Annotated in this window: 13 protein-coding genes; 6 read left to right on the top strand and 7 right to left on the bottom strand. The window is 58.5% G+C overall.

The genetic code is table 11. The features are described 5' to 3' along the window. Window positions 1-17 precede the first annotated feature (17 nt). On the bottom strand, window positions 18-452 hold the full coding sequence (locus ACVWYF_RS09425; RefSeq protein WP_457067094.1) for an OsmC family peroxiredoxin: 435 nt from the start codon (window positions 450-452) through the stop codon (window positions 18-20). 174 nt (window positions 453-626) lie between these two features. Here ACVWYF_RS09425 and ACVWYF_RS09420 point away from each other — a divergent pair, with 174 nt between their 5' ends. From ACVWYF_RS09420 to ACVWYF_RS09410, 3 genes are read left to right on the top strand one after another with little or no spacing between them, the layout of a single operon-like run. Then, on the top strand, window positions 627-2123 hold the full coding sequence (locus tag ACVWYF_RS09420) for a GH3 family domain-containing protein (protein WP_457067092.1): 1497 nt from the start codon (window positions 627-629) through the stop codon (window positions 2121-2123). Between the two features lie 54 nt (window positions 2124-2177). Further along, window positions 2178-3032, top strand: a complete 855-nt coding sequence (locus ACVWYF_RS09415; RefSeq protein WP_457067090.1) for a DUF4261 domain-containing protein — start codon at window positions 2178-2180, stop codon at window positions 3030-3032. Further along, on the top strand, window positions 3033-3479 hold the full coding sequence (locus tag ACVWYF_RS09410) for a 3-oxoacyl-ACP synthase (RefSeq protein WP_457067087.1): 447 nt from the start codon (window positions 3033-3035) through the stop codon (window positions 3477-3479). 13 nt (window positions 3480-3492) lie between these two features. Here ACVWYF_RS09410 and ACVWYF_RS09405 read toward each other — a convergent pair whose 3' ends face one another. Next, on the bottom strand, window positions 3493-5613 hold the full coding sequence (locus ACVWYF_RS09405; RefSeq protein WP_457067085.1) for an OmpA family protein: 2121 nt from the start codon (window positions 5611-5613) through the stop codon (window positions 3493-3495). A 257-nt stretch (window positions 5614-5870) separates the two neighbouring features. Here ACVWYF_RS09405 and lon point away from each other — a divergent pair, with 257 nt between their 5' ends. From lon to hslU, 3 genes are all read left to right on the top strand, one after another. After that, a complete protein-coding gene (lon, locus tag ACVWYF_RS09400; RefSeq protein WP_457067083.1) occupies window positions 5871-8378 on the top strand; it encodes an endopeptidase La in 2508 nt (835 codons plus the stop codon). A gap of 345 nt (window positions 8379-8723) precedes the next feature. Next, window positions 8724-9785, top strand: a complete 1062-nt coding sequence (gene porQ / locus ACVWYF_RS09395; RefSeq protein WP_457067081.1) for a type IX secretion system protein PorQ — start codon at window positions 8724-8726, stop codon at window positions 9783-9785. 167 nt (window positions 9786-9952) lie between these two features. Then, window positions 9953-11359, top strand: coding sequence for an ATP-dependent protease ATPase subunit HslU (gene hslU, locus ACVWYF_RS09390; RefSeq protein ID WP_457067079.1), 1407 nt, complete (start codon window positions 9953-9955; stop codon window positions 11357-11359). A 97-nt stretch (window positions 11360-11456) separates the two neighbouring features. Here hslU and ACVWYF_RS09385 read toward each other — a convergent pair whose 3' ends face one another. The 5 genes from ACVWYF_RS09385 to ACVWYF_RS09365 form a co-directional block, all read right to left on the bottom strand. Beyond that, window positions 11457-12050, bottom strand: a complete 594-nt coding sequence (locus ACVWYF_RS09385) for a hypothetical protein (protein WP_457067077.1) — start codon at window positions 12048-12050, stop codon at window positions 11457-11459. A 48-nt stretch (window positions 12051-12098) separates the two neighbouring features. Then, complete coding sequence (locus tag ACVWYF_RS09380; RefSeq protein WP_457067075.1) at window positions 12099-13556, bottom strand: SusD/RagB family nutrient-binding outer membrane lipoprotein; 1458 nt, start codon at window positions 13554-13556, stop codon at window positions 12099-12101. Between the two features lie 71 nt (window positions 13557-13627). Next, window positions 13628-16756 (bottom strand): SusC/RagA family TonB-linked outer membrane protein, encoded by a 3129-nt coding sequence (locus tag ACVWYF_RS09375; protein WP_457068213.1) that lies wholly within the window; start codon window positions 16754-16756, stop codon window positions 13628-13630. Between the two features lie 492 nt (window positions 16757-17248). Next, complete coding sequence (locus ACVWYF_RS09370; protein ID WP_457067073.1) at window positions 17249-17872, bottom strand: hypothetical protein; 624 nt, start codon at window positions 17870-17872, stop codon at window positions 17249-17251. 42 nt (window positions 17873-17914) lie between these two features. Then, on the bottom strand, window positions 17915-19576 hold the full coding sequence (locus ACVWYF_RS09365; protein WP_457067071.1) for a SusD/RagB family nutrient-binding outer membrane lipoprotein: 1662 nt from the start codon (window positions 19574-19576) through the stop codon (window positions 17915-17917). Window positions 19577-19585 lie beyond the last annotated feature (9 nt).

Genomic DNA, 19585 nt, shown 5'->3' with positions numbered 1-19585 from the left:
CTGTTCGGCTAGGAAACCTAGCCGACAAACTTCGCTTCCAGCGTCATTTTGGGCACGGCGCTCAGCACTTTCGACACCGGGCAGTTTTCCTTGGCATCTTCGGCGTGCTTCTGGAAGTCGTCGGCCGTGATGTTGCCGCCGGTGACGTGGCCCTCGGTGCTAACGTGGATGTGCTCGATGACGGGATGGCCGTTGTTGGGGTTCATCGTCACGGTGCTGGTCGTGGTGATGCTCTGCACTGAGTGGCCGTGCTTGGTGAGCACGCTGGTCAGGTACATGGTGTAGCAGCCGGCGTGAGCCGCGCCGATGAGTTCTTCGGGGTTGGTGCCGGGCTTGCCTTCGAAGCGGCTGCCGACCGAGTAGGGCGCGTTGAGGAGGCCGCTATCGGTGCTGAGGGTGCCGCTGCCTTTGATGTCGCCGTTCCAGACGGCTTTGCCTGCATGGTCTGCCATGATGTGGTGAGTTGGGAAATGGTGAATGAGTGAGGTAAGCTTTGGCGGGCCGCCAAAACGGCCCGCCCTGCAAACCCTAACGGCGGCCAGCGACGCAGGTTGCTCAAGCAGCCACAGCCAAACGTCCTCAACGTACCTTCGCAGCCCTTCCAACGGCCTTTTACTTCGGAATATATGGGATTGAAAGCCACCCTGAGCCAGCCCCTGGCCCGCTACATTGCCCGCCGCTACGCCCGCTGGCAGCACCGCCCCGAAACCACCCAGCGCGAGCTGCTGGCGAAGCTGACCGCCACGGCGGCCGGTACCGCCTTCGGCCGCGCCCACGAGCTGGGCGGCATCCGCACGCCCGCCGATTTGGCCCGGCAGGTGCCCGTGCGCGACTACGAGGCCCTCAAGCCCTGGTTCGACCGTACCCAGGCCGGCGAGGCCGACGTGCTCTGGCCCGGCCGGCCGCTGTACCTGGCCAAAACCAGCGGCACCACCAGCGGCACCAAGTATATCCCCATTACTAAGGACAGCATTCCGAACCACATCGAAGGGGCCCGGGATGCCCTGCTCTACTACATCTATCGCACCGGCCGCAGCCGGTTTCTGGATGGCAAGCTGATATTCCTATCCGGCTCACCGGAGCTGGAAATGCACCACGGCATCCGTACAGGGCGGCTTTCGGGCATTGCCAACCACCATGTGCCGGCGTACCTCCGCCGCAACCAGCTGCCGAGCTACGAAACCAACGTCATTGAGGACTGGGAAACCAAGCTGGAGCGCATCGTGGATGAAACTTTGGGCGAAAAGATGACGCTGATATCCGGCATTCCGCCCTGGGTGCAGATGTACTTCGACCGCCTCACGGCCCGCACCGGCCGGCCCATCAAGGACCTGTTTCCCGACTTCAACCTGTTCGTGTACGGCGGCGTCAACTTCGAGCCCTACCGCGCTAAGCTCTTCGAAAGCATCGGCCGGCCAGTGGACAGCATTGAGCTTTTTCCGGCCTCCGAAGGCTTCCTGGCCTTCCAGGACGAGCCCGGCAACCCGGGCCTGCTGCTGCTGCTGAACAGCGGCATCTTCTATGAATTCGTGCCCGCCGAGCGGTTCTTCGAGCCCGACGCGCCCCGTCTCACCATCGCCGACGTGGAGCTGGACCGCAACTATGCCGTCGTCCTCACCTCCAACGCCGGCCTCTGGGCCTACAGTATCGGCGACACGGTGCGCTTCGTGAGTCTGCGCCCGCACCGCGTGGTGGTCACGGGCCGCATCAAGCACTTCCTCTCGGCTTTCGGCGAGCACGTGATAGGGGAGGAGGTGGAGCAGTCCCTGCGCGAAGTCATGGCCCAGACCCCAGAGGTTGAAGTCACCGAATTTACCGTGGCCCCGCTCGTGAGCGACGACCCCGCCACGCCCTCGCGCCACGAGTGGCTGGTGGAATTCGCCCGTCCCCCGCAGGATACTGGAGTTTTCGCCGCCGCCCTCGATACCGCCCTGCGCCGCCGTAACACTTACTACGACGACCTGCGCCGGGGCAACATCCTGGTGTCGCTGCAGCTCACGCCGCTGCCCGCCGGGGCCTTTCAGCGCTACATGAAAAGCCTGGGCCGACTGGGCGGGCAGAACAAGGTGCCGCGTCTGGGGAACGATAGAACGGTGGCGGAAGGGCTCATCGCGGCTAAGTAACTACCGAGTGTAACTTGAGCAGCAGTTGCAGCTAACCAAACCAATTCTTGAGCAATGGGATTATTTGATTTCGGAAAAAAGAAAAAGGTAGATGTCATTCCAGAGGAGCCGTTGAGAAACTATCCGCAAATGCTGACGGCCAAGCTGCTGTTCGCAGATAAGCCAGTCATTGATAAGGGACGCATCACGAACGAACTGCAAACAACTCATCCCGGAGTTCAAAGTCCCGACAGTGGAAGCGCGCTGCTCTACTTCTTCCCCGATATTGAAGTGCAGTTTGAGGATGGAAGTATCGCGGCTCAATGCACGATATTCCTGCCAAATGCGGGCAATGAAGAGGCAGAAGTTGCCCCCGAATCTTTTCAGCAAAACTGGCATTGGGCAGAAGCAAACGAGGCTGCTGATACTTGCCGCTTCGAGTTTCTGGTTTCCGATTTCATGTCCCGAACATTGGATTACAAAACTCGGCTCACGCTATTCATGGATTTTCTGGTGGCCGTAACCCGCTCCACACACCCGCAGGTAGTGTATCCGGTAGCGGCCCAGAAGCTCATTGCGCCCGACGACCTAGTCGATGCCTGGACCAACCCCAACCAACGCCCCTTGCATGGCCTTGTGAACGTGCGGCTGTTCAACATCAGCAACGGCACTGCCGGCGAAACCCTGATGGATACCGTGGGCCTACACTTGCTGGGCTTGCCCGATTTTCAAATTCGCTTTGCAAATCTGGACGAGGGTGCTGTTGGGCAGGCTCTGTGGAATTATACTTGCTATGTGTATGAACACGGCGATATTATTGACGATGGCAACACAATTCAGGGAATAACGCCGCAGTCAAAATGGAAATGCGAGCGGCAAATAGCCGCAGTGGCTCCCGAACGAGTCGTTATTCATTTACACATAGCCTAAGTGAACCCTACCAAGCCCGCCCTCCACGCCCTCTGCAACGCCTTCATCGAGCAGCGCATTGCCGCCGCCCGCACCGCCATGCAGGCGGCCCAGGAATCGTCCTCCTCCGAAACTAAGAGCAGCGCCGGCGACAAGTATGAAACCGGCCGCGAAATGGCCAACGCCGAGCGCGACCGCAACGCCGCCCACATGCAGCAGGCCCAGCAGCTGCAAGCCGAGCTGGCCCGTATCAGCCCCGACCTGCCCTGCGATACCGTGCGGCCCGGGGCCTTGGTTCGTACCAGTATGGGCCGGTTCTACATCAGCATCAGCGCCGGCCAGCTGCCCGGTACCGACGTATTTGCCGTATCGCCCGCCGCGCCCGTGGCAATGGCGCTCAAGGGCCTTCGGGTGGGGGAGGAGGCCACTTTCAATGGCAAAACCGTGCGCGTGCTGGTGGTGGAGTAGGGGCGGCTTCGCGCTACTTCCACGCCCCGCCGTCGGCGGGCTTGTCGCCATCGGGCTTCATCAGTTTGAACTCCACGCGGCGGTTTACCTTGGCGTCGGCGTCGGTTACCTCGTCTTTGAGTGGGTGGCTGGAGCCGTAGCCGAAGCTCTCGATGCGGTTAGGCGCTAGCTTGCCCTTGCGCTCAATGTAGCGGCGGATTTCCTCGGCCCGGTCCTGCGAGAGCTTCTCATTCACGTCGGGGTCGCCGCTGGTGTCGGTGTGGCCCGAAATACTGAGCCGGAACGTGGGATGGTCCACCAAAAACAGCGCAATGCGGTCCAGGGTACTGTGCATGCTGGGCAGCACCGTGGCCTTGCCCTGCTCAAATTCCAGGTTCCGGAAAATCAGCGGTATTTTGTAGTCGATGCTATTCGTGAGCAGGGTCATCACCGTGTCGCCCTTGAGCGCAAACTGCTTTTCCACCGAGAAAAAGTCGTTGCTCTGAATCAGCATCGCGTAGTGCGAGCCCTCAATCAACTCGAAGTCAAACGTGCCATCGGGCCGGATAAACTTGCTGGCTACCTCCACGCCGTTGTCGGTATCGATAATACTCACGATGCCCTTCAGCGGCTTGCTATTCACCGAATCCAGCAGCGTCCCCTCCACCCGGGTGGTGGCCAGCGGCTGGGCCTCCATCGGCAGCGGGAAGGAATAGAGGTCGAGGTTGTTGATTTCCTGCGCTTCCGAGCGGGCGTAGTACAGGTTCTTGCTCTCCCTATCGATGGTGAAATAGTACTCCGACCCCTTGCCGTTCACCAGCGGACCAATGTTCTTGGGCTCCTGCCAGCGCCCGCCCACGCGGTAGGTTTTATAGATGTCGAAGTCGCCAAAATTTAGCAATTGCCCCCGCGAGCTGAAGTACAAAACATGGTACAGCGGGTGGTAAAACGGGCTCACCTCGTTCTCCCGGGTGTTCACTACCGGCCCCACATTCTCGGCCGGGCTCCATTGCCCGTTGCGTAGCTTGTGGGTGTAGTAAATGTCCGACAGCCCAAACCCGCCCAATCGGTCCGAGGCGAAATACAGCGTGTCCTCGCCCTGCGAGAGCGTGGGCTGCGAGTCCCAGCCCGGCGAATTCACCAGCAGGCCCAGGCTTTTGGGGGCGCTCCACTTGCCGTCTTTGCCGCGCGTGGCGGTGTACAGGTCGCAGTTGCCGTGGCAGGTGGCGCACTCGCAGCGGGCGAAGTAAATCGTCTTCCCGTCCTTGCTCAGGCAGGCTGAGCCCTCGTTGTTGGGCGAGTTGATGGGCTTGGGCAGCGGCTCGGCATCGCTCCAGCTCACGCCCTCGCGGCGGGAGAGGTACAGGTCCTCGTCCACCACGCCAGTCAGCCCGCGCCGCTTGCGCTTGCTGCTGAAAATCAGCAGCGAATCGTTGCCGGCCAGCGCCGGCCCATAGTCCGCCGCCTTGCTGTTGATGGCATCGCCCATGGTCGTGTACACGCCTTTGGGTGGGTGGAAGGTGTTGAGGTTCTTGCGGTATTCCACCAGGTCATAGTACGTTTTTAGGGGCACGTACAGGTCGGTGTTCTTCTGCTCCAACGAGTCGTAGTATAGCTGCACGCGCTTGGTATCGGCGCGGCTGTGCTTCAGGGCCAAGCGGTAGTAAGCCTTGGCTTTCACCGATTGGCTGTCGCGTTCCAGCAGCTGGCCCAGCCGCCAGAGCATGTTGGTGTTCTTCTCAAAATTGACCGGCCCGAACTTGGCTACGTAGTCTTCCAGCAGCAGGCGCGTCTGGTGGTACTGCCGCCGCTTTTCGGCCTTGTTAATGGCTTTAAGGGCCTTCTTATCCTCAAAAAACGGGTATTTGTTGATGAAAATGAAATCGGGCGTGCCGTCCGGCCGCAGGTGCAGCTTGCGGCTCACGCGGCTGTTGAGGCCGCGCACCCGGTAGGTGCCGGGCGCGATGGCCGGTTTCGGAGCCGCCGTCGCGGCTTTGCGGGTGGGAACTGCCTTTTTGGGCGCGGCCGAGGCCCCGCCGCTGGTGGTATCGGCGGAAGGGGAGGCAGCGGCGGGAATCCGTTTCGCGGGCCGGCGCTGGGCCTGGGCGGTGGGCGCGGCCAGCAGCCCGGTGGCCGCGCTTAACAGCAAAAGCAACCAGCTTCGACGCAATAAAGCCGACATGGGTAGAGTTTTCGACATGAAATATTGCGCAAGTTGCCAACAATTTAGGGAATTAGCCATATTGAGTGCCTGTCGCTGGGGCTGCTACGCCGCTTTGGCCGCTTCGGCCCGCTGGCACGGCCCTTGAAGCCCAAACGCGCCGGGAAAGCGTACCTTGTATCTTCCCCATCTAAAGGCTGCAAACTGCCATTCTGGCACCTGCGGCCGTTGCTTCTGCTTTATCTCCGTTCATGCATCTGGCCTCTTTTTATTCTGCTGCGGCGGCTCCGGCTCGTACGCTTAGCGACGCTAATTCCCAACCCGAAGCCATTGCCATTATGGCCGCCGACCCCGAACACCTCCTGCGCGGCGACGATGCCCCCGCCACGTTGCCCCTGCTGGCGGTGCGCAATACCGTCCTGTTTCCGGGCGTGGTACTACCCGTAACGGTATCCCGCAAAAAAAGCGTGAAGCTGGTACGCAAAGCTTACGCCGCCGACAAGCTCCTCGGCGTGGTGGCCCAGCTCAACCCCGATGCCGACGAGCCCACCACCGACGAGCTGCACCACGTAGGCACGCTGGCCCGCATTTTGAAGCTGCTGGAGCAGCCCGATGGCCACATCACCATCATTCTGCAAGGGCAGGTGCGTTTCACGGTGGAAGAGCAGCTGAGCTTCACGCCGCTGGTGGCCCGCGTCAGCTACTTCCCCGAAGTGGCGCTGAACCCCGAAATTCCCGGCGAATTCGGCCTTTTGCAGGCCCTGCGCGAGGCCGCGACCAAGGTGCTAGAGCTCACGCCCGAGATTCCGATGGAAGCCCGGGCCATGCTCGACGGCATTCAGTCGCCGGCTTTCCTCACGCACTTCCTGTCCAGCAACGTGCAGCTCGACCTACCCGCCAAGCAGCGCCTGCTGGAGCTGGCCGACCCCGAAGCCCAGGCCCGCCTGCTGTTGGAAGCCCTGCTCAGCCAGGCCGAATTGCTGGAAATCAAGCAGGACATCCGCTCCAAAACCCACACCGGCATTGATGCCCAGCAGCGCGAGTATTTCCTGCGCCAGCAGCTCAAAACCTTGCAGGATGAACTCGGCCAGGAAGGCCCCGACGAGGACGTGAACCGCCTCCGCGTCCGCGCCGAAACCAAGAAATGGCCCGAAGCCGTGGCACTCCACTTCAAGAAGGAGATGGAGAAGCTGGCCCGCACCAACCCCATGGCCCCCGACTACTCGGTGAGCATGAACTACGTGGAGTTCTTGCTCGACCTGCCCTGGGGCGAGTACACCAAGGACAAATTCAACCTCAAGCAGACCAAGAAAATCCTCGACGCCGACCATTTTGGCCTCGAAAAAGTGAAGGAGCGCATCCTTGAGTACATCGCCGTGCTCAAGCTGAAGCAAGATTTGAAAGCGCCGATTCTGTGCCTCTACGGCCCGCCCGGCGTGGGCAAAACCAGCCTGGGCCGCAGCATTGCGGCCGCCATGGGCCGCAAGTACATCCGCATGAGCCTGGGTGGCGTGCGCGATGAAGCCGAAATCCGGGGCCATCGCAAAACCTACGTGGGGGCCATGCCCGGCCGCATCATCGCCCAGATTAAGAAGGCCGGCAGTTCTAATCCGGTTATCATTCTCGATGAGATTGACAAGGTGAGCAGCGACTTTCGCGGCGACCCCAGCTCGGCCCTGCTCGAAGTGCTGGACCCGGAGCAAAACGCCACCTTCACCGACAATTACCTGGAGGTAGAATATGACCTCTCGAAGGTCCTGTTCATCGCCACGGCCAACTCGCTCGATACCATTCAGCCCGCCCTGCGCGACCGCATGGAAATCATCGACCTGACCGGCTACACCCAGGAAGAAAAAGTGCAGATTGCCCGCAAGCACCTCTGGCCCAAGCAGCTTAAAGAGCACGGCCTGGGCGAAGCCGAGGTGAAAATCACCGATGCCGCCCTGCACCGCGTGGCCGACGACTACACCCGGGAATCGGGGGTGCGCGGCCTGGAGCGCAAGCTGGCCGCTGTGACGCGCAACCTGGCCCGCCGAAAGGCCGGCAAAGAGCCCCTGCCGGCCGTGATGGAGCCCGCCGAAATCCGCAAAATCCTCGGCGGGGCCATTTTCGACCGTGACCAGTACCAGGACAACGATACCGCCGGCGTGGTAACCGGCCTGGCCTGGACCAGCGTCGGCGGCGATATTCTGTTCGTGGAAAGCCTGCTGAGCCGGGGGCGTGGCAAGCTCACGCTGAGCGGCCAGCTCGGCGATGTAATGAAGGAATCGGCCATTACGGCGCTCAGCTACCTGCGCTCGCGGGCCGATGAAATCGGTATCGATTACCGCCTGTTTGAGCAGTACGACCTGCACATTCACTTCCCCGAAGGCGCGGTGCCGAAAGACGGTCCCAGCGCGGGCATTGCTATTTTCACCAGCATGGCTTCGGCCTTCACCCAGCGCCGGGTGCGCGCCCACCTCGCCATGACCGGCGAAATCACACTGCGCGGCAAGGTACTGCCCGTGGGCGGCATCAAGGAGAAGCTGCTGGCCGCTCGCCGCGCCGGCATGAAGGACATCATCCTCTGCCCCAAAAACCGCAAGGATATCGAGGAAATCCAGGAGGACTACCTCAAGGGCCTCACCATTCACTACGCCGACCGCGTGGACGACGTGCTGCGCGTGGCCCTGCTCGATGAGCTGGTGCCCCACCCGCAGAAGCTGCCCGTACGCGACGAGCCCGTGCCCGCCCCCGGCCCGAGCGTGGAGGTGCAGTAGGGGCCGGCCGCGCCCGGCTGGCGTTCAGCCCCGGCCAGATAGAATCCGGCCCCGGCGGGGCGGCGCTCGGTCGGGGCCGGATTCAATCCGGCTCCGGCCGGATGGTTCCCAGTCTCGGCGGGATACAATCCTGTTGCGGCCGGGTGGCATTCGGTCCCGGCCGGATTTAATCCGGTCGCGGCCGAACGCCACCCGGCCGTGCCCGGAAGTCTTGGTGTAGCACACGGACGCGTTTGGCGAAATTGCGGCGTGCGTCCGGCGGAATTCCCGCCGCGCCGGGTATGCGAAAACCCGCTGGGCAAACGTTGAGTGGGTACAACAGGCCCCGGGCCGTAACTTAGAGCAATGAAGCAGCTTTCCACGCGCCGGGCTACCGGATTTTTACTTCTGATGGGACTGATAGGGCTGCGGCCAGCGGCGGCGCAGCAGCTGGGCGGCCGCACGGTGTTTCCGTTTCTGGACCTGCCGCCCAGCGCGCATCTGGCGGCGTTGGGCGGCATGAGCGTTTCGGACCGCAACGACGACCCCACCATGCTTTATGGCAATCCCGCGCTGCTCAACGCCGACATGGACGGCCGCCTGGCCCTGAGCTACGTGGCTTACCTGGCCGATATCAAGCAAAGCACCGCCGCCTACGTGTTCAACACGCAGAAGGCCGGGCGCTTCGGCGTAGGCGTCACCTACCTCAACTACGGCAGTTTCGAGAGCTACGACCCGGCCGGCAACAGCCTGGGCACGTTTGGCGTGAATGAGTACACCGTGGGCGTGAGTGATTCCTACACCAAGGGCAAATTCACGTTTGGGGCCACCACTAAGCTGGCCGTGTCCAGCATCGCGGGCAGCCGCTCGCTGGCCGGCGTGGCCGATGCCGGCGTGGTGTACAAGCACCCCACGGCCGACTTCACGGCGGGCCTGGCCGTGAAAAATGCCGGCTATCAGTTCTCGCCCTATCCCGGCACCGAGCGCGGCCCGCTGCCGCTCGACGTACAAATCGGGGCCACCGTGAAGCCCGAGCACATGCCGCTGCGCTTCTCGCTCACGGCCCACCACTTGCAGCAGTGGGACATTCAGTACCTCGACCCCAACGCCCGCGGCCCCCTCGATGCCAGCGGCAACGAGAAAAAGGCCACCAAAAGCTTCAGCGATAACCTGGCACGCCACTTCACCGCCAGCGCCGCCCTCATCCTCGGCAAAGGCTTCCAGCTCCGGGCCGCCTACAACCACTTGCAGCGCCGTGAGCTGCGCCTCGACAACACCAGCGGCAGCGCCGGCTTGGCTTTTGGCGTGATGCTGAAAATCAGCACCTTTCAAATCGATTATACCCACGCCACGTTGCAGGCAGCTGGTTCCAGCGAGTATTTCACCATTTCGCGCAACCTGGATTCCTTGTTTAAGAAGAAGGAGTAACAACTTATTGGAGCGAATAGCGCTTGTCATCGTGAGCAAAGCGGAGGACCTTATCACCCCCAAATGACTTTTGCAGTAATCAATACTGCTAGCTGTTCAACGGTCATGAGGTCCTTCGCTTTGCTCAGGATGACAGTTCTTTTTCTGCCTCCCTCCGTACATTGCCCATGCTCAACCAAGATTTCCTGACCCCGGCCCAGATTGTGGCTGAACTCGATAAATACATCATCGGCCAGCACGAGGCCAAGCGCCATGTGGCCATTGCCCTGCGCAACCGCTGGCGCCGCCTCCACGCCCCGGCCGATATGCAGGCCGAAATCGTCCCCAACAACATCCTCATGATTGGGGCCACCGGCGTGGGCAAAACCGAAATCGCCCGCCGGCTGGCCCACTTGGCCGATGCGCCCTTTGTGAAAGTGGAAGCCAGCAAGTTCACCGAAGTGGGCTACGTGGGCCGCGACGTGGAAAGCATGGTGCGCGACCTGGCCGAGCAGTCCTTCAACCGCGTGAAGGCCCGCCGCCAGGAAGCCGTGAAAGCCCAGGCCGCCGACGCGGTGGAAGAACTCATTCTCGATGCACTGATTCCGGCCATCACCCAACCTGCCGGGGCCAAAACCAGCCTCGGTTTTGGCAGTGGGGGAGGAGATGACGTGCCCCATTCCGATGCCGAACTGAATGAGCGCACGCGCGAGCGGTTCCGCCAGAAAATCAAAAATGGTGAGCTCGAAGACCGCAAAATCGAAATTCAGGTGGCCCAGGCCGGCCCCAGCATCGGCGTGATGGGCGCGCCTCCCGGCATGGATGAGGGCACCCTCTCAGGCATTCAGGACATGCTGGGCAACATGATGCCCAAGAAAACCCGCAAGCGCAAGGTGACCGTGGCCGAAGCCCGCAAGCTCCTCCTCGACGAGGAAGCCGCCAAGCTCATCGACCTGGACGAAGTGAAGGACGAAGCCGTGCGTCAATGCGAAAACGCCGGTATTATCTTCATCGACGAGATTGACAAAGTGGCCAGCAGCGGCGGCAAAAGCGGCGGCGGCGGCCCCGACGTGAGCCGCCAGGGCGTGCAGCGCGACCTGCTGCCCATCGTGGAAGGCTCGGCCGTGAACACCAAGTACGGCATCGTTAACACCGACCACATCTTGTTCATCGCCGCCGGGGCCTTCCACGTCTCCAAGCCCAGCGACCTCATTCCCGAGCTGCAAGGCCGCTTCCCCATCCGTGTCGAGCTGCAAAGCCTGACCAGGCAGGACTTCTTCCGCATTCTCAAAGACCCCAAAAATGCCCTCACCAAGCAATACGAGGCGCTGCTCAAAGCCGAAGAAGTAGAGCTGACCTTCGAAGATGCCGCGCTGGAGCGCGTGGCCGAAATTGCCTTCGAGGTCAATGCCGAAGTTGAGAACATCGGGGCGCGCCGCCTGCACACCGTCATGAGCCGCCTGCTTAACGACATTCTCTACGACGTGCCGGATAAGATTGGGGCCAACGCCCGCATCCTCATCACGGCGGAACTGGTGAACGAGCGACTGAACAGCATGGTGAAGAACCGGGACTTGAGCCAGTATATCCTGTAGACACCCGTGGGATACATTTTACCGCATCGCACACAAGAAAAAGGCCCTTGCTTTATGAGCAAGGGCCTTTTTCTTGTGTGCCGTTAGTTTGTCAAAACTAGGGCAGGAGACGAACCCGGACTTCTGTCGTTACGATTTCGGTTCCATCTTCGAGTTTGATGAGAAACCAGTAACGCAGATGATTCGGAGCACGCTCGTCAACTACCGGAGGCGTGCCAATCATCGTAACCGTAGCTGCAGTGCCAGCGGTGTTGACACCCGCCGAGTAGTCCGGAAGAGTAGCGATGCGGGCACGGTACGCCGTGTAAGCTGCCAACGTACCCGAGTAAGTGATTTCGTTGCTGCCATTGCCAGGAGTCGGGGTCAGGGTCTTCGTGGTGGAGCTGTAGTTCAACTGGTACGCCTCGCTGCTTTGCAGGTTTGCCAGGGTATTGCCAGCCGCCACACGCGTGATTTCCTTGATTTTGCCTTTGTCCGATGGAATTTGGAGGGTGATGTTAACCGTGCCAGTCGCTACTGAGGCCGTAACGATGGGAACGCGCTCGAAGTAAGTCGCATTCTTCACCGTTACCGGAATAGCAGCGAGACTGTCCTGAATAGGACCAATTTTATCGCCGTAATCCTTTTTGCAAGAGAATGCACTGACGGATAGCAAGGCAAGCGTAAAAACGCGAATCAGAGTTTTTTTCATTGGAGTATCGAACATAAGAATGTTAGAGTTCAGACATTAAGCATAAGCTTAGTTCGTAGCCCACCACACCGGCGCGGTGAGGCTCGGACGCGGGGAGGGAACATTACTCGCGTTCGACTGAATCTCCGTCAGCGTGTAGAAGAAACGCTGGGGAATTACCGGGCTGTCTGGGCTTGGGTTATCTACGGGCTGCAAGCGGGGGTAACCCGTACGACGGTAGTCGTTCCATGCTTCGTAGCCGTTGCCCAACAGCGAAATCCACTTCTGGGAAACAATCTGATTGCGCTGCTGGTCAGCCGTGCCGGCCAGCGTTACGTAGCGCTGGCTCGTGGGGGCAGCCAGGTATGCGGTGATAACAGCGGGGTCTACGCCGGCCTTGGTCATCGAGGCACGGATGGCTTCCGTGAAACGCGTCTGAGCAACTTCGCCCGTGTTTAGCAACACAGCCGCTTCAGCTAGGATAAACTTCGTTTGGAAGTTGGTTAGCATCCGAACGGGGGCTTCCCCGCTACCACCGACTAAGTAAGTGTTATATACCGAACGGTTGCCTACACCAGCGATAGTACCTGGACCACCGTTGTTGTAACCCGTGAACAACCCAAAGTCTGTGGTGGTTGCTAACGCATTGGCTGGAGAGTTGGTGTAGAAACGGGGCAGGCGTGGGTCCTTGCGCAGGTTCAGGCTGTCAATGAACCGCTTGCTGGCCATTTGGTCATTTGGGCGGTTGGTCACGTTGTAAGAGTAGAAGGGGTTCTGGTTGCCCACCGTCGTGCCGAAAGCCAACTGAAAGTCGTCGGCGTTATCCGAGATGTAGTTGGTAGGGCCTTTAGCCAGCACTTCCTTTATTACGGCTGTGGCCAGCGTAGGGTCTTTTTTGCTGATTTGCAAAGCAAACTTGAGTAGCAAGGTGTTGCCAAACTTTTTCCATTTGCTGAGGTCACCCCGGTAAATCAGGTCGTCAGTAGCCGTGGGAATCGTGGCACCAGCCGGCTTATCCAAGTCAACCAGTCCGTCGCGTACCAAGTCAAACAAGCTTTGAATGCCCAACTCGGTGTTGCCTTTGTAAATGTACTCCTGCTTATCGAAGCGGGGCTGCTGGAAGCTTGAGAGTTGCAGTGCCTGCGAGTAGGGCACATCACCCCACAGGTCAGTAACAAGAGCAAAGTTGTAGGCCTTCATCAGCTTCGCAATGCCGGTGTAGGCAGGGCCATTCTTGCTGCCGTTTTCGATGATGTTTTGCGCATCGGCCAAAGTGCCGGCATACAAATCAAACTGCCATTCGTTGTCAAACTCGCCCCGGATGGCGTACGTATCGTAGCCCAGTGGCTGGTTGAGTATGCCTGCGTAGTGCTGCATGAACAGTTCAGTAACCCGGCCAACGGTGTTGGTCATCACGAACGCCGTGTGGGCTTCCAGGCTGGTCAGCACCACCCCGGGGGGCACTACCTGCGGGTTGTTGGGGTCCAGGTTGTCACCCAGGAATTTGTCCTTGTTGCAGCTTGTCACCCCAAGGAGCAAAGCACTAGCAGCGGCGTAACGAAAAAATGAGGGATATTTCATTTTATAGGAAGTCAATATTACAGGGTGAGGCGAAGGTTAACACCGTACGTGCGAGCGTTTGGTGGACCTTGCAAATCCAGGCCGCGGATGTTACCAGCACCCTGCGTGTTCAACTCGGGGTCGAAATTGGCATTAGGAGCGTAGTAAAGCAGGTTGCGGCCCGAAAGCGAGAGGCTAACCGCACCGAAGGGCGTACGCTCCAGCAATGTCTTGGGCAGGCTGTAGCCCAACGAAACCTCCCGCAGCTTGTACACCGTCGCATCGTACACGCCGAGGTCACTCTGCAGGCCGAAAGAACGCCAGTAGTCCTGCGCCGATACCTGGATGTTGTTGGGGCGGTAGCCGGTTACGGTGCCGTCGGCAGCCTTCACCTCAATTACGCCAGGAATAACACGGGGTAGTTCACGGTTCACGCCGGTTTCGGCCAACGCGCCATTAGACTTATAGAAGTTGTTGGTGAACGACAGTACTTCGCCGCCCTGGTTGGTATCAATCAGGAACGAGAGGTTAACTCCTTTGTAGTTCAGGCTGTTGTTGATGCCAGCCTGCCATTTGAAGTTCGGATTGGCAATGATTTCACCAGCAATTTCTGGAGCAAACAAACCCGTCGTGGGGTTAATGATGTATTTGCCGTCGGGTGAAGTAGGCTTTTTGTTGCCAATGATGATGCCGTAAGGCTGACCAACCTGGAACGAAGGAATGGTGCCGCCGAAAGCGTTGCCGTTGATTTGCGAGGTAATAACCCCGGGGGCCAACTCAATCACTTCGCTTTTAATCCGGGTGAAGTTGGTGGTGATTTCCCAGTTGAAAGCGGTGCTGCGTACGGGAAGCAGGGTCAGCGTGGCTTCAATGCCTTTGCTGTCCAGACGGCCAGCGTTAGCTACCCGCTGCTGGAAGCCGGTGGAAGCCGGCGTGGTCAACTGAAGAATTTGGTCGCGGCTGGTCTGAAAGAAATACGTTGCGTCCAGGGTAATGCGATTCTTGAGGAAGCCCAAAACTACTCCACCTTCGTATGAGCGGGTAAATTCAGGCTTGAGGTTCGGGTTACCTTGCGTGTCGCCAAGGCTGAAGCCGCCTGCCCCGTTGAAGGGGAAGTTCAGGTTGGCTACGTTGTTGCCAAAGGCATTCCCGCCGCTAACCACGTTGTAAGTAGTAGCCAAGTTGTAGGGGTCAGTGTCTTTACCTACCTGTGCCGCGGCGCCCTTCAACTTCGCGTACGAGAGGATGTCAGAGGTGATTTTCAAAGCATCAGTCAGAACAACCGAGCCGCTAATCGAGGGGTAGAAGAAGGTGTTGTTGTTCTTGGGTAGCGTCGAGGACTGGTCGGCGCGACCGGTCAGGGTCAGGAACAAGTAGTTGTTGTAGGCCAGGTCCAACGAACCGTAGTAGCCCAGCAGACGGCGTAGCGAAGTGTTTTCGCCCGTGCCGTTCGAGTAAACCGAAGCCACCGATGAGTTGGGGAAACCCGCAACCAGCAAGTTATCAGCACGCGAAGTCACGCTCTGAAAGCGACGCGAGTTTACTTGCTGGCCGAGCAGCAGGTTGGCGTTTAAGCCTTCCACAAACAGGTTGTCTTTCTTCATTGTGGCAATCAGGTCGCCGGTGAACTCACTGCGGAAGAACACCTGGTCAAGTACCTGGCCAGTAGGTACGCGAGCCGCGCCCGGGGTGAAGACACCCTTGCGACGGTCGGTGTAGGTGTCCAGGCCCGCACGGTACATCACATTCAACCAAGGCGTGATATTATACGCTACGTTTGCCACGCTGATGAAGCGGGTTAGGTCCGACGTCGTCGTCACGAACTCGCGGTTCCAACGGGGGTTGTCAGTGCCGGCGAAGAAAACGCTACGGCCCGTGGTAGGGTTCACGTAAGGCAGCCCTTGCAGGTCGTAGCTACGGGGAATGTTAACCAACGTGCCGAAGGCACTGCTGCCATTGCCGATAGCCGAGCCCAATTGGTTGGTGGTAGTGAAGTTCACCGAACCACCTGCCGTCACTTTGTTCAGCAGCTTAGTAGCGCCACCCAGTTGGATGTTGGTACGCGTCAGGTCGTTGAACTCCGAAATGCCTTTCTGGTCGGTGTTGTTGACACTGAGAATGAAGTTCTGGTCGGCGTTGCCACCACGCAGGCTCACGCCGTTGGTCAGCAAGCGGCCGGTACGGAAGAAGCCTGAGATATTGTCTTCGTAGGCACGATAGGGAAGGAGCGCACCGTTGCCGAGTAGTAAACCGTTGGCAAGCGTTGGCGTGGTGCCAAAGCGTGGACCCCAAGACGCAGCGCCAGCGGTATTGATGTCACCGTACACGCCACCGGCGGCGGGAATGGCCGTGAGGTTGATACCGCTTAGGCCTTGGCCATAATCGTTCTGAAACTTCTGGATACCATATACCTGCTGTAGCGCAAAGCCGGAGGTAGCGGTGATTTCCAGCTTCTTGTTGGCATTGCGACCCGATTTGGTCGTGATAACGACAGCTCCCGAAGCAGCTCGTGAGCCGTAAAGGGCGGCGGCGGCGGGGCCTTTGAGGATGTTAATGCTTTCCACCGACTCGGGGTCAATGTCGAGAGCACGGTTCGAGGTCTGGGCACCGCCCAGGGTGCCCAGCGAGCCGCCGTTGGTGCGGTCCAAGCTGTTGCTAATCGGAATACCATCCACCACAAACAGCGGCTGGTTGCTGCCCTGCAGCGAAGTAATGCCGCGGATGTTGATGTTGGTTGACGAACCGGGCAGACCGCTCGAATTGGTGATGGTCACCCCCGATACTTTGCCTTGTAGCGCGCTCAGTACGTTGGGCTCCGATTTTTGCGAAATCTGGTCGGCTTTGATTTGCTGCGTAGCATAGCCCAGCGAACGGGTATCGCGTTCAATGCCAAGAGCCGTTACTACTACTTCACTCAGCTGGCGGGCGTCTTGTGCTAGGGCAAGGCTAATCTGAGATTCGGCACCAAGCGCTCGCTCCTGCGTGGCCATTCCAACGGACGAAAACACCAGTGTGCCACCAGTGGCGGGCACTGCCAGGCTATACTCACCGTTCGAATTCGTTGATACCCCGGTCGTGGTTCCTTTCAGAAGCACCGTTACTCCGGGCAGGGCCTCAGAGGACTTCTGGTCTGTTACCCTTCCAGAAACGGTGCGCGTTTGCGCCATCGCTCCGTGAAGAAGTGTAAACATGAGCATCATACTCATGAGTAAGATTTTTTTCATGGACTAGAGGTTAAGATTGAAAAAAAGTAAAAAAGTGGGGGAATGCTTAAGATTATCAAAAATAAGCCATTGTTCCCATACAGTTGCCATAAGGACAGCATTTGGCAAGAAAATTTACTGGCTTTATAAGCCTAACATAGAAGTCCCCCAAATTTGTTAAGTGGCTGAAAAATTAAATACCTGATTTCTAATTGCTTACATAAAATAATGCTATTTTTTTGAACTTATGAGTAAAACCCTGCTGCTGGTCATAATTTCAATTCACTGCTTTTAATTAAAAAAGTGTACCCGGAATTAGATAATTCCGGGTACACTTTTGATGGATTAGTAAACAGGGGCAGGCGTAATAGGCGCCTTTTGCATTTGGTCTTGCTTCTGCTGTAGCAGGTCTTACTCAATATGTGTGCGACATTTTAAGCAGATGTGTCTAATCGGCTATTTAAAAACTGCAACTGCAGCATAAGGCGCATTAATCAGCGTGCCGGTTGGGGCACCCACCGAACCATCAACGGTGGAAAGGGGAGTCAGAATGATTTTACGCCCGTCTTTCAGCACGTATTCGAAGGTAAAGACAATAGCGTCGTTCTTGGCAATCCGGTTATTCAAAGTAAGAACAGTCGGATTGGCCAGAAGTGGGAGGGTACCCGCTATAGAAGTGGGGTACAAACCTTGCAAAATCTCCTGACTGGAGAGGCTGATGGTCGCTGGAAAGCTGGTTAGGTCCGCGACTTTTACCCGCGGACCAAGCGTAGTGCCCCGCCGGAAACTCTTGTATACTTCAACGGTTTGCAGTTCGGCATACCCTTGCGAAGGATTGACAACAAATTCAAATACTGGCCGGGTATAGTAAGCGGGCTTCAAAGTGAAGCTGTCCATCCTTATCTGTTCAGATAATTGAGCCCTTCTAAAAGGGAAGAAGGACTTGTTGGGATTTATTTCTGGCAGGATGAGCGGCACACTGTCCGTAGCGGGCTCGGGAATGCGCGACTGTTCGCGGCAGCCACTGGTGGTCCCGGCGAGCGAGGCCAGGCACAACAGGCTGAATAATAATTTTTTCATGAACTAGCGAAGGTTTGAAAAGAATAAATGGCCAAGGCCAGGCTACTTGTCCCAGAAAATGGGCTTCGAATCCTGTGTCTGGGGGCCGTTGGGATTCACCAGCAGGTCGTTGATGGGGTAGTACAGGCGGCGCGGGAATGGCCCGGTCGATACGGTTGCCGGGTCGTTGTCGTCGATGATGCCCCGGGTGGGTTCCGAGTTGCCGGGTACCTTGATGCGGGGGTGGAAGGTGCGGCGGAAATCGGTGTACATATCTACGCCATAGCCAAAGCTGGCCACATACTTCTCGTACATGATTACCTCGAGCTTGTCTTCAATGGTCGCGCCGGAGCGATTGAAAGCGGCTAGAGCTGCGTTGAGGTATGCGGTCACGAGGGTTTGACCAATCACCGGGCTGCCATCCGCAATGGCAATGCTGTTCACTTTGTCGAAGGATGCCTGCACGGCAGCCTGTAGCGCGTTCGTAGCGGCATTGTTGTCGTTCAATACGGTCAGCTGCAGTTCGGCTTCGGTGTACTTACGGCTGAAGTAGGTGTGCAGGCGCTGGGCTACTACCCCTTTGGCGCTTACGGTGCCGGCAATGCTGGACGTGGCGCTGGCGGTGCCGCCTTTGCCATCGTCGTAGCGCCCCCCCACTGGGTAAAGGCCGGGCAGGGTAATCAGGTTGCTGGCCACTGTGCCAATGTAAGGACCATTGCTGCCGAAGCGTACCGTCACAAAATTGCCAGAAACAAAGTCCTGCGGAGTAACAACCGTAGCGTTATCTGGTACTTGGTTGAAGAAATAATAGCGTACCCGGGGGTCTGGCGCGCCGACATTCCCGGTATAATACCGGTCAGTTCCCGCCTTCATACTGAGATAGAAGTTGGGGTTGATGCGGTTTTCGCGGCCAGGGGTAGCGTAGTCGGCAATAAAACCCAAGTTGCGGTTGTCGGGGTTGATGGAGGTGCCGTACTTCAGCTCGAAATCCTCTCCGCTTTTAATCAGGTCGGCGGTCAGCAGTGGGGTCACATCAGCAGCTACATTGCGGGTCTTCCGGATTTGGTTGTAGAGCTTCAGCTTGAGGCTGCGGCCGAAGCGCGCCCACTTATCCTTGTCGCCACCATAAATGAGGTCAGCCTTGGGCAGCCCCGCTACCGGTGCTGATTTGGCCAGATTGGCGATGCCCTCGTCGATAAGCGAAAACAGGCTCTGAATACCTGAACCCCCGTTGTAGACTTCCATGTCGCTGTCGAAGCGGGGGGTACCAATGGTGCCGCCTTGCAACGCTTGGGAGTAGGGCAGGCTGCCCCACATGTCAACCATCTGGCTGAACACAAATGCCCGCTGAATCTGGGCAATGCCCACGTATGTCCAGCTTTGCTCAGTAGTGCCCTGTGTAATGATTTGCTGGTTGTTGACCAGCATGTCGGTGTAGAGCGACGACCACTCGTTAGAAAAAGAGTCGCCGGCCTGCTGAAAAGTGCCGATGCTGCGGGCGGAAGCCAGCTGCTGCATCAGGGCCATCGTGTACTGGCTCATGCCGGAGGGGCTGTCGCCAAGGCCGGTAGCCATGGCCACCTGCGTTACCGGCAGCAGTGAGAACAGCTCCGCTTTGGTAGGAGCCAGGGGGTTTACGTTTACGTCGTAAAAGTCTTTGCAGCCAGGGGCGGCAATCAGCACACTCAGCAGCGCGAGTGCAGTGGGTAATTGACGAAATTTCATATAGCTAGG

Source organism: Hymenobacter sp. UYAg731, from assembly GCF_054061335.1.
This window is presented reverse-complemented; position numbering and strand designations above follow the sequence as displayed.

What these genes read in the sequence shown, in the direction of transcription:
- ACVWYF_RS09425 (WP_457067094.1), bottom strand. Translation starts at nt 452, where the DNA reads ATGGCAGACCATGCAGGCAAAGCCGTCTGGAACGGCGACATCAAAGGC.
- ACVWYF_RS09420 (WP_457067092.1), top strand. Translation starts at nt 627, where the DNA reads ATGGGATTGAAAGCCACCCTGAGCCAGCCCCTGGCCCGCTACATTGCC.
- ACVWYF_RS09415 (WP_457067090.1), top strand. Translation starts at nt 2,178, where the DNA reads ATGGGATTATTTGATTTCGGAAAAAAGAAAAAGGTAGATGTCATTCCA.
- lon (WP_457067083.1), top strand. Translation starts at nt 5,871, where the DNA reads ATGCATCTGGCCTCTTTTTATTCTGCTGCGGCGGCTCCGGCTCGTACG.
- porQ (WP_457067081.1), top strand. Translation starts at nt 8,724, where the DNA reads ATGAAGCAGCTTTCCACGCGCCGGGCTACCGGATTTTTACTTCTGATG.
- hslU (WP_457067079.1), top strand. Translation starts at nt 9,953, where the DNA reads ATGCTCAACCAAGATTTCCTGACCCCGGCCCAGATTGTGGCTGAACTC.
- ACVWYF_RS09385 (WP_457067077.1), bottom strand. Translation starts at nt 12,050, where the DNA reads ATGAAAAAAACTCTGATTCGCGTTTTTACGCTTGCCTTGCTATCCGTC.
- ACVWYF_RS09375 (WP_457068213.1), bottom strand. Translation starts at nt 16,756, where the DNA reads ATGGCGCAAACGCGCACCGTTTCTGGAAGGGTAACAGACCAGAAGTCC.
- ACVWYF_RS09370 (WP_457067073.1), bottom strand. Translation starts at nt 17,872, where the DNA reads ATGAAAAAATTATTATTCAGCCTGTTGTGCCTGGCCTCGCTCGCCGGG.
- ACVWYF_RS09365 (WP_457067071.1), bottom strand. Translation starts at nt 19,576, where the DNA reads ATGAAATTTCGTCAATTACCCACTGCACTCGCGCTGCTGAGTGTGCTG.